This is a genomic window from Petrotoga sp. DB-2 (assembly GCF_054051725.1).
This window is the reverse complement of sequence record NZ_JBSVZD010000001.1, coordinates 135630-149414: the sequence shown is the minus strand read 5'-3', so window position 1 is coordinate 149414 and position 13785 is coordinate 135630. Positions and strand designations below refer to the sequence as shown.

At 35.1% G+C, this 13785-nt stretch carries 12 protein-coding genes; 5 read left to right on the top strand and 7 right to left on the bottom strand.

Annotated features, from left to right (window positions below; translation table 11 throughout):
- Positions 1-2 precede the first annotated feature (2 nt).
- The 4 genes from ACW9JY_RS00715 to ACW9JY_RS00700 form a co-directional block, all read right to left on the bottom strand.
- Positions 3-611, bottom strand: a complete 609-nt coding sequence (locus ACW9JY_RS00715) for an FMN-binding protein (RefSeq protein ID WP_457282991.1) — start codon at positions 609-611, stop codon at positions 3-5.
- A complete protein-coding gene (locus tag ACW9JY_RS00710; protein ID WP_457283045.1) occupies positions 608-1486 on the bottom strand; it encodes an RnfABCDGE type electron transport complex subunit D in 879 nt (292 codons plus the stop codon). The genes ACW9JY_RS00715 and ACW9JY_RS00710 overlap by 4 nt, the downstream gene beginning before the upstream one ends.
- Before the next feature lie 176 nt (positions 1487-1662).
- Positions 1663-4362 (bottom strand): type I pullulanase, encoded by a 2700-nt coding sequence (gene pulA / locus ACW9JY_RS00705; RefSeq protein ID WP_457282990.1) that lies wholly within the window; start codon positions 4360-4362, stop codon positions 1663-1665.
- Positions 4363-4436: 74 nt separating this feature from the next.
- A complete protein-coding gene (locus ACW9JY_RS00700) occupies positions 4437-5441 on the bottom strand; it encodes a LacI family DNA-binding transcriptional regulator (protein ID WP_457282989.1) in 1005 nt (334 codons plus the stop codon).
- Positions 5442-6035: 594 nt separating this feature from the next.
- Between ACW9JY_RS00700 and secG the strand changes: the two genes are divergently transcribed.
- From secG to ACW9JY_RS00680, 4 genes are all read left to right on the top strand, one after another.
- Positions 6036-6272, top strand: a complete 237-nt coding sequence (gene secG / locus ACW9JY_RS00695; protein WP_103076947.1) for a preprotein translocase subunit SecG — start codon at positions 6036-6038, stop codon at positions 6270-6272.
- A 15-nt stretch (positions 6273-6287) separates the two neighbouring features.
- Positions 6288-7481 (top strand): tyrosine--tRNA ligase, encoded by a 1194-nt coding sequence (tyrS, locus tag ACW9JY_RS00690; protein WP_457282988.1) that lies wholly within the window; start codon positions 6288-6290, stop codon positions 7479-7481.
- 99 nt (positions 7482-7580) lie between these two features.
- Positions 7581-8519: an S-layer homology domain-containing protein gene (locus tag ACW9JY_RS00685; protein ID WP_103076945.1), complete on the top strand. Its 939-nt coding sequence runs from the start codon at positions 7581-7583 to the stop codon at positions 8517-8519.
- A 102-nt stretch (positions 8520-8621) separates the two neighbouring features.
- Positions 8622-9986: a hypothetical protein gene (locus ACW9JY_RS00680; RefSeq protein WP_103076944.1), complete on the top strand. Its 1365-nt coding sequence runs from the start codon at positions 8622-8624 to the stop codon at positions 9984-9986.
- Positions 9987-10060: 74 nt separating this feature from the next.
- Here the strand turns inward: ACW9JY_RS00680 and murA are convergent, their stop codons facing one another.
- The 3 genes from murA to ACW9JY_RS00665 form a co-directional block, all read right to left on the bottom strand.
- Positions 10061-11320, bottom strand: coding sequence for a UDP-N-acetylglucosamine 1-carboxyvinyltransferase (gene murA, locus ACW9JY_RS00675; protein WP_457283044.1), 1260 nt, complete (start codon positions 11318-11320; stop codon positions 10061-10063).
- Between the two features lie 66 nt (positions 11321-11386).
- Entirely contained in the window at positions 11387-12163 is a 777-nt protein-coding gene (locus tag ACW9JY_RS00670; protein ID WP_457282987.1) for a hypothetical protein, read from the bottom strand.
- Complete coding sequence (locus tag ACW9JY_RS00665) at positions 12150-12983, bottom strand: Cof-type HAD-IIB family hydrolase (RefSeq protein WP_457282986.1); 834 nt, start codon at positions 12981-12983, stop codon at positions 12150-12152. Before ACW9JY_RS00665 ends, ACW9JY_RS00670 begins: the two co-directional genes overlap by 14 nt.
- 373 nt (positions 12984-13356) lie before the next feature.
- Between ACW9JY_RS00665 and ACW9JY_RS00660 the strand changes: the two genes are divergently transcribed.
- The gene (locus ACW9JY_RS00660) at positions 13357-13782 is read left to right on the top strand and encodes a PPC domain-containing DNA-binding protein (RefSeq protein WP_457282985.1); all 426 of its coding nucleotides are present in this window, start codon (positions 13357-13359) and stop codon (positions 13780-13782) included.
- Positions 13783-13785 lie beyond the last annotated feature (3 nt).

Sequence of the window (13785 nt, the reverse complement as noted above, 5' to 3'; positions counted from 1 at the left end):
AACTATTCACCCCCCAGAATATCTTTTAAATTTGCAATCGTTTCGTTTACAATTCTTTCAATAGACTCAGAAGTTCTTGTTGCACCGGTTATTGCATCGACTTGCCCGTTTTCGTAATCGTAGTCCCCAGAACCTTGCCCAGTTACTACTCTTATTTCACCATCTATAATTTTTAGACCCGAAAACTGTCTTTTGAACCAATCTTCTTCTATCCTTCCTCCTAATCCAGGTGTTTCGTTTTGAGATATAAAATCGATACCAACAATTCTTGAAACATCTTCGTTCACAGCTAAGACACCCGTGATGGTGCCCCATAGTCCACTACCTGTGAAGATAGTAGCATAGATCTTTTGTCCGTTTACTTCGGCTGTATATAATTGAGAGACATTAATATTTACTGTTGAAACTATAGAGTTGTATTTTTGAAAAGCTTCTTCATCACTTTGATAAGATATGTCCATTGCGGATAAAATTGCCTTAATTTGGAATAATTCTTGATTTCTTTCTACCGTATCTTTTGTTAGTTCATTTGCTACTGCTAAAACGAAAACAAAAACAAAAGAAATAATAAATGTAAATATAATCGTATAAACTTTTCCTTCCCTTTTCATGCTTTCACCTTCTTTCTAGTAAAAGCTGTGTCCAACAAAGCAGCAAAGGTGTTACCCATTAGCACTCCAAAACTTGTACCTTCTGGGAAAAGAGAAAACGTTCTGATAAGTATAGCCGTAACTCCTATTATAGTGCCATAAAACCATTTAGAAGTTTCATTTTTTGGTGCAGTTACAGGATCTGTTGCCATAAAAACCGTGACAAATATGAAGCTTCCAGAAAGTAAGAATTCTAAAGGATAGGAGGCTTCCGGTATGCCAATTAAAGAAAAAAAGCCTGTTAATAAAGAAGCACTCAAGAATGTGGATAACATAATTTTCCAACTGGCGGTTTTTGTGGCGATGAGATAAATTGCCGCGATAAGTATTAGAAATATAGGACCTTCTCCCATTGAACCTGATCTGAGTCCAAAAAATAATTCAAACAAGCCGAAACTTTGACCATCTGCTAAAACTTGTAGAGGTGTTGCTGAGGTTAAGATATCAGATGTCGCTCTCCCAAAATTTCCCGGTTGAAGCCATGATTGGGTCATGATATTTGGAAAGGTTACGTAAATAAAAAGTCTACCGGCAATAGCTGGATTAAAAATGTTTCTTCCAAAGCCTCCATAAACTTCTTTTGCAAATAAAACACCAAAAATAATCCCAATACTGGCAATCCACCAAGGAGTAGCAGGTGGAAGGGATAAGACGAATAAAGTACTGGTGACTAATACAGCTTCGCTAACTTGCCGTTTTTGTCTTCTTTCCATAATGTACTCTGTCAAAATCCCAAAACCATAAACAAATATAGATAGAAAAATCAATCTCCATCCGTACATGTAAAAAGCAAAAGCGTAGATAGGTATCAGTGAGTACAGTACCCTTCTCATCATAACCTGTTTTTGGAAAAAGCCTGATGTCACACGAACACCCCCTTAATTAAATCTAATTTAATAAACCTATTGATATTTTAACATATGTAACCTCAGATATCAACGATTTGTTTTATCAGTTTATAAAAATTAAAAAAGGGCGAAAAAATTCGCCCTTTTAATCTTTCTAAAGTTTATTAGTTTTGATATAAGACGTAGACAGATAAAGGTGATACTTTGATTGTTCCTTCCACTACATCCAGTGTTTCGTTACCTGCCGTGTTTTCATTTACAACTAAGTTCCATTCTCCTTCAGGTAAAGTGATTTGAACTGAAGATTCTGGTTCTGCGTTGTAAACAACTACTATATTTTTCCACGGATCGTTGTTTGCATTATCTTTTATAATAAAAGCAACGGTTTTTCTATATTCTTTTGGTAGTTCGAAAAATTCCATGTGAGCTATTATATCTTCACTATTGGTCATTCTAAAGGCAGGATGAGCTTTTCTCAATTGTATCATACCTTGGTAATACTTAAAGATATCGTAAAACTCGCTTTTTCTGTTCCACTCGTATACGTTTGGTTCTAAAACGTTGTATGGGTTATGATTACCGTTCTTAGTCCTTGCAAAATCAACACCTCCGTGTAAAAAGGGTATACCCTGCATGGTTAATATCATCGCATTAGAGAATTTTTGTGAGGCTTTTAATGTTTCCAAAGTTTGTTGGTCTATCTCTTCTTCCCAGGGCTTTACACTCAGAGCAAGGGCATTTTTGTCCCATAAAGTATAGTTATCATGATTGGAAACGTAGTTCATGGTTTCTTGTGGGTCTTGTGCCCACGATCTTATTGTACTGTCGTATCCAATAGATCCAACAACACCTCTTTTTATCTTAGTTTGTTGACCAGTAGCGCCTAAGCCAAAGCCTCTGACTGCAGGATCGAATACGCTTCCCCTAATGGCGTCTCTAACATCATCGTTGAATACAGCTACCTCTAAACCTTTTTGATCTCCTTTGCCAAACGTTATTGGACCTCCACCAGTCCATGGTTCTCCATACAAAAGTACGTCTGGTAGTATAGCATGTAATTCTTCTGATATTGTTTTTACCGTTTCTTTGTCAAATAATCCTAATAAATCGAATCTGAATCCATCAACATGGTACTCATTGACCCAATACTTTAAACTATCTACTATGTATTTTCTCACCATAAACCTTTCCGTGGCTATTTCGTTTCCACATCCCGATCCATTTGTATATTTCCCTGATTGATCAGTACGGTAATAGAAGTAAGGAACGGTTTGATCGAAAGGTGAATTTTTTCCAACTTGGTATGTGTGGTTGTACACAACATCCATCACAACCCTTATACCATTTTCGTGAAAAGTTTTAACTACATTTTTCACTTCATTAATTCTTTTTAATGGATCATATGGATTTGTCGAGTAAATACCTTCGGGGACATTGTATACTAGAGGATCGTAGCCCCAACCGTATTGCTCATCGAATTTAGTTTCATCTAAAGAGCCAACATCTTGAATAGGCATAATGTGAACGTGAGTAACTCCGAGTTCTTTTAGGTGGGATAACCCCGTCTTTACACCGCTTGGGGATTGTGTGTTTTCTATAGTCAATCCAAGGTATTTACCCCTGTATTCTTCTGGAACTCCAGAACTTTCATCTATTGTAAAATCTTTTACATGAATTTCATAAACTATTGCATCTTCAGAATTGTTAAGAGAAGGTCTTTTATCGTTATTCCAACCTGCAGGGTCGGTATCATTCAAATCAATAATCGCGGACTTGGTAGAATTTATAGCGAGAGCCGTGGAATATACATCTATAGTTCTTCTTGTTTCTCCATATGATACAAACTCATATAGATAATATTTCCCTTTTAAATCACCATTCACAGTAGCATGCCAAACGCCATTGTCGTTTTTTGACATGGGAACTTCTTTATACGGCTCTTCATCCAAATAATCATTGAAAATTAGTATCTTTGCCTTTGAGGAAACGGGGGACCATACTTTAAAATCTGTTTTAGCTGGAGAATAAACAGCTCCTAAATCGTTTCCGTAGTAATGAAAAACTTCCTCATCTAAAACATTTCTCATAATTACGTAATTTTCTGAAACGTATCCTTCTATATCTACTTTGTACAATTTATCCACATCCTGCGGAGATATGGGATTAACTAGTTTTATGGTTATATTTGAGGTAACAGAAATATCAGTTGGATCAGTTTTATAAACATCAGATACATTTAAAGCAACAGGATCAGAACCGTCCACCTCATAAAAATGAACTTTTCCTTTCCACTCTTTTGTATCAAAGGGGACAGTTAAGCTTACCTTTATTTCATCGAAAGAATCCATGATAGCTGCATTTACCCGAGGACTTAAGTCAAGGTTTTTTGGATTGGTATAAAAATTCTCTACTCCTGATAAGACCCATATTTCAGCAACTCCACTTTCAGGTATACTGACGAATCTATCCAATGAAACATCTTTTTCCCAGTTATCCGTTCTTACAATGAGACCCAATTCCTCATGTTTTTCCTGGAATTTGATAATCGCGTACTTGCCGAAGCTATCTTCACCATCGAATAAGTATCTAGCTCCTTCTTTGGAAACTGGTTTACTTGGCCAAATCCAAAGATTCCAAGGTTCATAATCACCGTCTGGTCTATAATAGTGTACGATCAAAACGGACTGTGCGGCAAAGTCTTCTGCGGTTTTTCCCTCGGAAAGGCTTACAAAATTGTTAATATTTGTACTTCCAACCGCTTCAGGCAACGTTTGAGTTTGAGTGGCTTGATCTGTTTGTGCGGAACAACCTAACAACAAAGAAATTAAGAAGAATACTAGCAAAAAGTAACCTACTTTCCTCATAAACACCTACCTCCTTTTGAAGTTGTAATATAGTGGAAAGGTTTCCACTAGAAAGAAAAAAATAATTATATTCCCTATGTTTCTCTTTCTACTATTTTTCCTTCTAATTTGTAATGTTCAGCTTTTTCTCTTCCTCCCATAGAAGAGATGAACATCTCATATGCAATTTCGACCATTTCTATAATCGGTTGTCTAATTGTTGTTAATTGAAATAGTCTGCTAATAGGAAGATTATCAACAGCTATCAATGAATAATCCTTTTTTGGATACATATTCATTTCTTCCAAGTATTTTTTGACACCTACTCCAATCATGTCACATGTTGCAAATATGGATGAATATTTTCTAGGACGTCTTTTTATAATGCTTCCAATCGCTTTATACCCTCCGTCCCACAATAAATCGCTGTATATAACCTTTACCTTTTTATTATTCTCTTCCATAACTTGTAAAAAACCTTCGTCTCTTTTTTTGAAAACGAAAGAGGTAAATTCATTGTTGAGTTCCTTAAAAGTAACCAAATAAAAAAGGCTATTTGACGGCGAATTACTTATAAGGTACTCAGCAGCGGTTTTCCCCACTTGATAATTATCAACATAGACAGAATCAAATCTTTCATCATATGAATCGATTAATATTATTTTTTTAGGGGGAATTCTATTCTGAAAAATACTTGAGACGGAAAGAGAAGAGAAGAACACCCCATCGGTTTGATAAATTAAATCGGTATTTTGCTTAATCTTTTCTAGAGATATCTGATCTATAAGAGGAAAAACAATCAACCTATAATTATTACGAGAAATTTTCTTTTCAAGTAGAGAATACATGATCCCATAAAATTCATTTCCCATGTCGGGTGTCACAAAAGAAAGAGAATTTATATTTTTTGAAGATAATGTTCTAGCATTAATGTTGGGAGAATAACCCAACTCTTCTATAATTTCTAGAACCTTTTCTTTGGTCTTTTCGCTTACTTTTTCTGAATTATTTAACACCCTTGAGACTGTTGCTATTCCAACGTTGGCGAGTCGTGCAACATCTTTAATAGTGGGATTTGGATTTCTCTTTTTTTCTTTCACAATATTCACCTCAAAGTCTATTATCTTTAGAAGTTCTAAAACTTATATACAGCGCCCCTTCGCCCCGCTCCCCACCCATAAGGATAAAGGAGTTTTTGCCACTTCGCCCCGCTGCCCGCCCATAAGGATAAAGGAGTTTTTGCCACTTCGCCCCGCTGCCCGCCCATAAGGATAAAAGAGTTCTTACCCCTTTGCCCCGCTCCCCATCCTTTTAACGTAGGGATCTGCATCTGGTAATTTTTATTTTTTATTATACCATAATAAACTAGCAACTAGTTCATTAAAGAAATTCTCAACAGAAATTCAAAAACATTAATAATTATAAAACCCTTATAATACTTATTAACAAACAAAGGAACCGTTTCCTTTTTTCACTCAATTTTATTTTACCTTTTTGATTTAAAAAAAGCTAATCAAATTATTCTTGATTAGAAGAGATTATAGACGATTATTATCGATTAAGCTAGAAAAACTTCGTTTTTCTCTATTTTAAGAAATTTGAAAAAGGTTTGCATAACGTTAGTTGGTATGATATAATAAAAAAGGAATTATATATTTTTATTGATAATCAATTCAATAAAGAGGAGGAAATTTATGGGTTTTCTAGGTGTCTTGCTTATAATTATTCATATCATTTTAGCTTTAGGAGTAATCTACTTTGCACTGCAAAGAATGCAAAAAAACAGTGAAATAGGTGGGGCATTTGGTGCAGGAGGTTCGGCCGCCAATTTTGGACGAGAAAAAGGGCTAGATAAAACCTCCAAAATTGCTCTAACTTTTGGTATACTTTTTATGATCAACTGTTTTTTGGTAACTTGGATAATAGCTTAAAGGAGGAACCAATATTTGAACCCTGAAGACCAACTTAGAATTATACAAGAAGATTCCGTCGATCTTATTACACCAGAAGATTTTTTGAGCAAAATAAGAGAAAAAGGCCAATTAAAAGTTAAATTGGGGGTAGATCCTTCAAGGCCAGATCTTCATTTAGGACATGCCGTTGTTTTAAGAAAGTTAAGACAATTTCAAGAGTTGGGTCATATAGTTTACTTAATAATTGGGGATTTCACGGCAAGAATAGGCGACCCTTCGGGAAGATCAAAAACTAGACCTTTGCTTTCTGAAGATGAAGTCCAAGAAAATTCGAAGACATACGTTGAACAAGCTTTTCGAATACTCCATCCGGATAAAACTGTGGTAAAATTTAACAGTGAATGGCTTTCCAAATTATCTTTTGCTGATATAATTAACTTGTCATCAAGATACACTGTTGCCAGGATGCTTGAAAGAGATGATTTCAATAAAAGGTTAAAAGAAAATCAGCCTATAAGTATATCTGAATTCTTGTATCCTTTAGCCCAGGCGTATGATTCTATTGTTATTGAAGCTGATGTGGAACTTGGAGGTACGGATCAACTTTTCAACCTTTTAGTTGGAAGAAAGCTTCAAGAAGAGTTTGGCCAATCACCACAAGTAGTGCTTACAATGCCGTTGATTGAAGGAACAGATGGAAATTTAAAGATGAGTAAAAGTTATGACAACTACATAGCTTTTAACGATTCTCCACAAGATGTTTTTGGTAAAGTTATGTCTATTCCAGATCATCTTATTATCAAGTATATGAAATATTTAACAGATATTCCAAAAGACAAAATAAAAGATATTGAAAATCAAATGAAGAGTGGAGAAGTGAACCCAAGAGATATTAAAATGGTTTTAGCAGAAGAAATTGTTACTCTATTATATAATAGAGAAGAAGCAGAAAAAGCCAAACAAAACTTTGTTTCAATTTTCCAAAAGAGAGAAATGCCAGAAGATTTACCAGAGATTCAAGTTAAAACCGGAGAAACGATTTTAGACATAGTTTCAAAGACCAGAGTTTACAATAGCAACAGTGAAATAAAGAGGGCTATAATGCAAGGGGCTATTAGAATCAACGACGAAAAAATAAAGGATTTCAAAGATATTATTGATTGTGAAGACGGGGCTATATTAAGAGTTGGGAAAAAGAGTTATTTTAAAATAAAAAAGATTAAATAGATTTTGCAAAATTTCTTTAAATATAGTATAATAAAGTGGCGGGTTTTTAAAAGAAGTAGTTTTTTACCAAATCAAAATCATAAAAGGGGGTAAGGAAGAATGAAGAAAACGCTTGCTTTTTTTGTAGTAACAGTATTTGTGGTTTCTGCTTTTTCACTTGGCTTCACTGATGTAGGCGAGGATCATTGGGCGTATGACTACGTTATGAAGCTGGTTGAAAAAGGTGTAATTCCTGTAGACGAACCAACATTTAGAGGTTATGAACCTTTAACAAGGTCTGATGCTGCAGTTTGGATGTCTAGGTTGATAACTTATCTGGAGAACTCTCCTGAAATCGCAAAAACAAGCGATTTATCGTATTTGGAAGCAAAAGTAGGAGACCTCTCAAAGAAAGTGAATAACGTTGAAAGTCAGTTTAATTCATTGAATGAGCAGTTGCAAGCGAATGATCTTTTATCTGATTTGCAGGCTACATATCAAGATGTTAAAAAGACAGCCTACAGAGCAAAAAACATGGGAGACGCTTTAGAGACTGACCTGTTGGCAATTAGTCAAGATGTATCCGGCTTAAAGGCAACTGTAGAAGAAACAAAGAGTTTAGCGGAACAAAATCAAATGTTTGTCAAAGCATTACCTTCACTTTCACAAAAAGTGGCTGCAAACGAAAAAAAGATTGCTTCACTCGAAGAGTCTCAAGCAGTAATGACTAAGCAACATTTGGATCTCAAATACGAGACTTTCGACAAGATTGATGAATTAACAAATAAGTTATCCACCTATGAGGAAAGGATAGTTTCTCTTGAGGAATTTCAAACAACTATGGCTAAGCAACATTTGAATCTTAAATACGATACTTACGACAAGATTGACGGATTAACAAATAGTGTATCTGCTAACGAAGCAAAAATAACTGAGTTAAGTCAACAAGTTGAAGCTCAAAACGCAGAAATAGCAAAAGCGCAAGATAAAACAATGTTATGGTTAGTAGCTGGTTTGGGAGTTATTTTAGGTGCTGTGGGAATCTTCATGCCTCAATAAATACTATGAAATGCTTTATGAGTCTTGACAGTAGTGTGAATCTTTGCTATAATAGTAAGGATTTTTTAAAAAATTAAATCAAAAGTAGAAGGGGGTTTTTGTATGAAGAAAGTTTTATTGTCTTTGTTGGTAGTTTTTGCTTCATTGGCGCTTTTTGCTGTGGAGCCAGTGTTTGATGTTAGTGGAACTGCAGGTTTTGAATTCAAGATAGATGAAAGTGCGTTGGATATTGAACAGGTGTTGGACCCAGATCTCAGTATCGATGTTAGTTTTACTACAACACTTCCGGCAACTTTAACAGCAGGTTTTACATTTTCACCTGTAACTACTGAATCAACTCCAGTTTATGACACCGAGGGAGCCACTACAGATGTCATAACAAGTGTTGAACCTGGATTAAGTTTGGACTTTGTTCAATATGAAGAAGAAGCATGGTTGTTAAGATTCGAACCCAATGTTATTGGATTGAGTACTTACACAATTAATGGAGATTTCACTGATGCTGAAGGTGCATTAAAACTTGGCTTAACCGATTACGGGGTCAACTTGGTTTTGGCAGATAGAGTAGCCGGAGAAGTAACCGAGCATGCTACAGAAGATATCGCTCTAGCTGAAGGATGGATTTTTGGTGCTAGTTACGATCTAGATGTAAGTGGTGTTAAAGGACTTGTAGCTGGAGCTTATAAATTTGAAGATGCAACCAACAACAGAGTTACCATTGAAGGAGAAGTTACAGAAGTGCCAGAGGCCTGGGGTAAGTTAAGTGCCGATTTAGTGTTTGGTTTCTTGAATTATGGAGATGATACAACTGATGATTCTACAAGCGCTTACAGAGTAGATTTAGCTTATGAATACCCATATGAAATGGAACCAATAACAGTCACACCTCACGTTGGATTAACATGGCAAGATAATTTGGAGCTTGTTTACGAAGAAGAAGTTGCAAATGATGAAGATGGTGATGTAAGTTGGGCTGACACACAAGAAGTCACTGCAGGAGTAGATTTAAGCTATCTTGCAACACCAATAACAGTGGAGTTAACTGATACTTTCACAATTGACATGTTAGAAGAAGACCCTGTTTATCTCTTAGATCTTACTCCATCTGTTGAATACGCTATTTCCGATAAAAGTTCAGCAGGAGTAGAAGTTCCTGTTTCTTTCTTAGATTTAACTAACGAAGGAACTATAACTGTTGAACCACATGGTTATGTTGAATATGCTGTACCAGACACAAAAGTTACGTTAGCTGGTGATGTATATTATTTCTACGATAATAAAGACGAATCTGAGGATAACAAATTAGCTTATATGGGTGAAGTTACTTATAATTTTAGTGAGAATGTTTCTGCTGGAGCTCACCTTGGTAATGAAGTTTGGGATGACGATGAAGAAGAAGTTATTGGAGCAAATGAATTAGCAGACTTACATTGGTATCTATACCTAAAAGCTGAATTTGAATTCTAAGATGATTGATAAATCAAAAAGCTGGCTTTGATAAGCCAGCTTTTTTAGTTTTAAAAGTTTTAGAAAAGAAAATTTTATTTTTCGTAAATTAAGTCTATACCCACTTGTTCTAATTTTTCGTGTATGTTTTCGTAACCTCTAAAGATATGATCCACATTTGAGATAATTGTTTCTCCTTCTGCAACGAGTCCTGCTATAAGTAATGCTGCAGCAGCTCTTAGATCTGTTGCCTCTACAGGTGCTCCCGATAGTTTGCTTACCCCTTCTATAATTGCTGTATTGTCTTCTACCCTGATCTTTGCTCCCATTCTGTTCAACTCATCTATATGGTAAAATCTGCTTTTAAAAACAGTTTCGGTTATTGTAGATCTCCCTGGGACCAAAGATAAAAAGGTTGTGATCTGAGGCTGTAAATCTGTTGGAAATCCTGGAAAAGGAGCTGTTTCCATGCTGATACTGTTCAATGTGTTGAGAAGTGTTTCTGTCACTCTTACTTCTCTTTTTTTCTCATCGTAATCTACAGGGCTTCCTATGTTTTCAAATACTGAGAATAAACTATTGAGATGTTCAGCAGATACGTTTTTTATTGTTAGTTTTTCGCCTATGAGTTTACCCAGTATAATATAGGTACCAGCTTCAATTCTGTCAGGGATTATAGTGTATTTTATACCCGATAATTTTTTTACTCCTTCAATTTTCAATATTGAGGTTCCTCCACCTGTTATCTTAGCTCCCATTTTGTTTAAAAAATTTACTAGATCGGTCACTTCGGGCTCTATAGCGCAATTAGTAATAGTTGTATTTACACCTTCCAGCAAGCAAGCGGTAGTCAAAACATGTTCTGTGGCTCCTACACTTGGAAAAGGTAAGGATATATTTATTAGACTGTTAGGATTGTTCAATTTACTGGTTACGAAACCGTGTTCAATCGTACTTTCAATTCCTAACTTTTTTAGACCCTCTAAATGAAAATCTACAGGTCTTGCACCGATCGAACATCCACCTGGAAGTGCAACTTTCGCATAACCATTTCTAAGGGTTAATGGACCATAAACGTTGAAAGAAGCCCTCATTTTCCTTACGGGTTCATATGGAATCTCAGAATTGATATTACCCGAACTCCTAATTATCAATTGATCATCGAAACGTTCTATTACTTTTCCTGCGCTTTCTAGTATTTCAATCATGGTTCTAACGTCGGCTAAATCTGGGACATTCCTTAACTCAATATCATCGTCAGTGAGTAAAGATGCTCCCATAATTGGTAGCACGGCGTTTTTTGATCCAGAAACGGTTAAAGTGCCTTTTGCCTTTTGAGGTCCTTTTACAATCATTTTTCCAGATGTATCTAAACCAATACTTTTCAATTTTAGCCCCCCTAAGAAATAATGAAAGAACGTTCACCAATTTTTATTTCCGGTAGGTTGTAATTCACCAGAAAAAACCTTCCTTGCACTTTCTTCAACAGATTTAGAAAAATACGTTACTGATTTTAAATCTGTAGTGTTTATTTTTCTATATAACAAGTTTTCTCCTTCATCACGCCATCCCGTTAGTATAATGCTATTGTTAAAAACTTCCTGAATTGTTTCTTCAAGAGAACCTTTCCCGTAATTCCATGGCAGTAAAAATAGATTGTTTTTCTGAAGGTAAAGTTTACTACCATCAAAAAAGAGATCTACATTTTTTATCTGATCTGAATAAGTGTAAAATGATCCGCTTTTTTGAAGTAAAGATTGCGTAGCGTTTCTATCGTCTTTAGATGTTATAATGATTACGGGGGTAATACCACTTGTTTCTAACCCTCTTATCATCCTGTAAAGGACTTCAGATATCAAATAAGGTGAATTCCCAATGTACTTTAAAGGATCATCAGAATCTTCTTGCAAAACCATTAAATTACCAAACACAACAAAATCGATTCCCAAATTTTTAAGGTAATAACCTAATTCTCTTGAAAAATCCTGAATTAAAGAAAAGTTTCTAACTGCTCCTAACGCCAAATAACAAAATTCAGGATCTATTTCATTTAAATTCAACAAATATCCTACCATGCAATTTGGGTCTAATTCGGTGTTTTCAATATCTGTTAAAGTATGAAAAAATTTTCCGACTATCTGATCATCCTCTTTTATTATATCGTATATACTTCCAAAAGTAAAGCTAAGTATTAACATTGTCAAGATCGTCAGACAATATCTTTTCAATGGCATATGCCACACCATCCTCATCGTTACTTGGTATCAGGTAATTTGCTACTTTTTTTACGTCTTCTGTGGCGTTTCCCATGGCAAAACTGTTTTTTGTTAATTCAAGCATGTCTATATCGTTTTCGGAATCACCAAAAACATACAGAGTATTGGGATCTAAGTTGTACATTTTTGAAATTATCTTCAAGCTATTTCCCTTGGAGACACCGTAAGGAATAAAGTCCAAGTAAGTATCCCAAGATTTCATGAGGTTAAACTCACCTTGAAATTCTTTCTCCGCTAATTTTTTAACGAGGTCTATTTTCTCTGGCTCTCCAATTGCTAATATTTTTAATGTTGGGTGAGCTGAATTTTGTATTTCAGCTATTAAATCATCTACCAGCACATAATCAACAAATGAATGTTTAGAGTAATCTCTAATCTCTTTATCGTCTATTTCCGAAATAAGTTTATCGGTTATATAGATGTGCCTGTGGATATTAAGGCCTCTAAGAAATCTTATACACTTAACAGCACTTTCCTTTGAAACACCTTTTTCAAAAACTACTTTTCCATTGTGGTCGACTATATATCCTCCGTTGTATGAGGAAATAATCACATTGCCTTTCAAAAAAGGGAGAAAGTTTTCAACAACGTACATAGTTGAGGCATACATTCTTCCGCTTGCTATTATTATAAGATGGCCCTCTTCTTTTAATCTTTTCAAAGTTTGGTATGTTTTTGGCGAAATTCTTACATCGGAATTTAAAAGAGTTCCATCCAAATCAAAAACAAAGGTTTTTTTCATCTTCTTCTCCTTTCGACCTGCGACTTTTTTAAAAGCAAAATCTTTCTTTTATTAGCGCCGAACGTTAAGGGGTTTCCCCTTAAAAAACCCAAATCAAGGTCAAAATCATTTAAAAACATTTTTTGCACACTGCGGCAAACGCTCCCCACCCATTAAGGAAAAGATTCTGTTACCCCTTCGTCCCGCTCCCCGCCCACAATTGGCCCTTCGCTCGGTAGCCTGAGATAATCTTAAACCGTCTTTTATTATTTTACCATATAAATCATTAATTATAAATTAATAAAGCCCACTTATAATGTTTTTCTTTCGCTTAAAGCCATCATAACAAATGTGTGGTATGATTTTTATAATCTAATTGAAGGGGGAGTATCGAATGGATTTTGTTAAATTTGGTAGTAAATACATAGTTAGATTAGATAAGGGAGAAGAAATAGTTTCAATGTTGAAAGACTTTTGTTCAAAAAATTCAATAAAATTAGGCACCGTATATGGCTTAGGTTCAACGAATGCTATAACAATTGGTTTGTTCAATACGCATGAGAAGAAATACTATTCAAAAGAGTTTAAAGGAGATTTTGAAATATTGAATCTTACAGGTAACATATCTATTATGAATGGAGATACGTATTTGCATTTACATGTAAGTATTTCAGATTCCGATCTTCGTTCTTATGGGGGACATTTAAATTCTGCAATAGTTAGTGGAACTGCAGAAATAATAGTTGAAAGTATAGAGGGCACAGTAGATAGAAAATTTGATTCAGAAGTTGGTCTCAATCTGTATGATTTCAAGGGATAATGC

What these genes read in the sequence shown, in the direction of transcription:
- ACW9JY_RS00715 (WP_457282991.1), bottom strand. Translation starts at nt 611, where the DNA reads ATGAAAAGGGAAGGAAAAGTTTATACGATTATATTTACATTTATTATT.
- ACW9JY_RS00710 (WP_457283045.1), bottom strand. Translation starts at nt 1,486, where the DNA reads ATGATGAGAAGGGTACTGTACTCACTGATACCTATCTACGCTTTTGCT.
- pulA (WP_457282990.1), bottom strand. Translation starts at nt 4,362, where the DNA reads ATGAGGAAAGTAGGTTACTTTTTGCTAGTATTCTTCTTAATTTCTTTG.
- secG (WP_103076947.1), top strand. Translation starts at nt 6,036, where the DNA reads ATGGGTTTTCTAGGTGTCTTGCTTATAATTATTCATATCATTTTAGCT.
- ACW9JY_RS00685 (WP_103076945.1), top strand. Translation starts at nt 7,581, where the DNA reads ATGAAGAAAACGCTTGCTTTTTTTGTAGTAACAGTATTTGTGGTTTCT.
- ACW9JY_RS00680 (WP_103076944.1), top strand. Translation starts at nt 8,622, where the DNA reads ATGAAGAAAGTTTTATTGTCTTTGTTGGTAGTTTTTGCTTCATTGGCG.
- murA (WP_457283044.1), bottom strand. Translation starts at nt 11,320, where the DNA reads ATGATTGTAAAAGGACCTCAAAAGGCAAAAGGCACTTTAACCGTTTCT.
- ACW9JY_RS00670 (WP_457282987.1), bottom strand. Translation starts at nt 12,163, where the DNA reads ATGTTAATACTTAGCTTTACTTTTGGAAGTATATACGATATAATAAAA.
- ACW9JY_RS00665 (WP_457282986.1), bottom strand. Translation starts at nt 12,983, where the DNA reads ATGAAAAAAACCTTTGTTTTTGATTTGGATGGAACTCTTTTAAATTCC.
- ACW9JY_RS00660 (WP_457282985.1), top strand. Translation starts at nt 13,357, where the DNA reads ATGGATTTTGTTAAATTTGGTAGTAAATACATAGTTAGATTAGATAAG.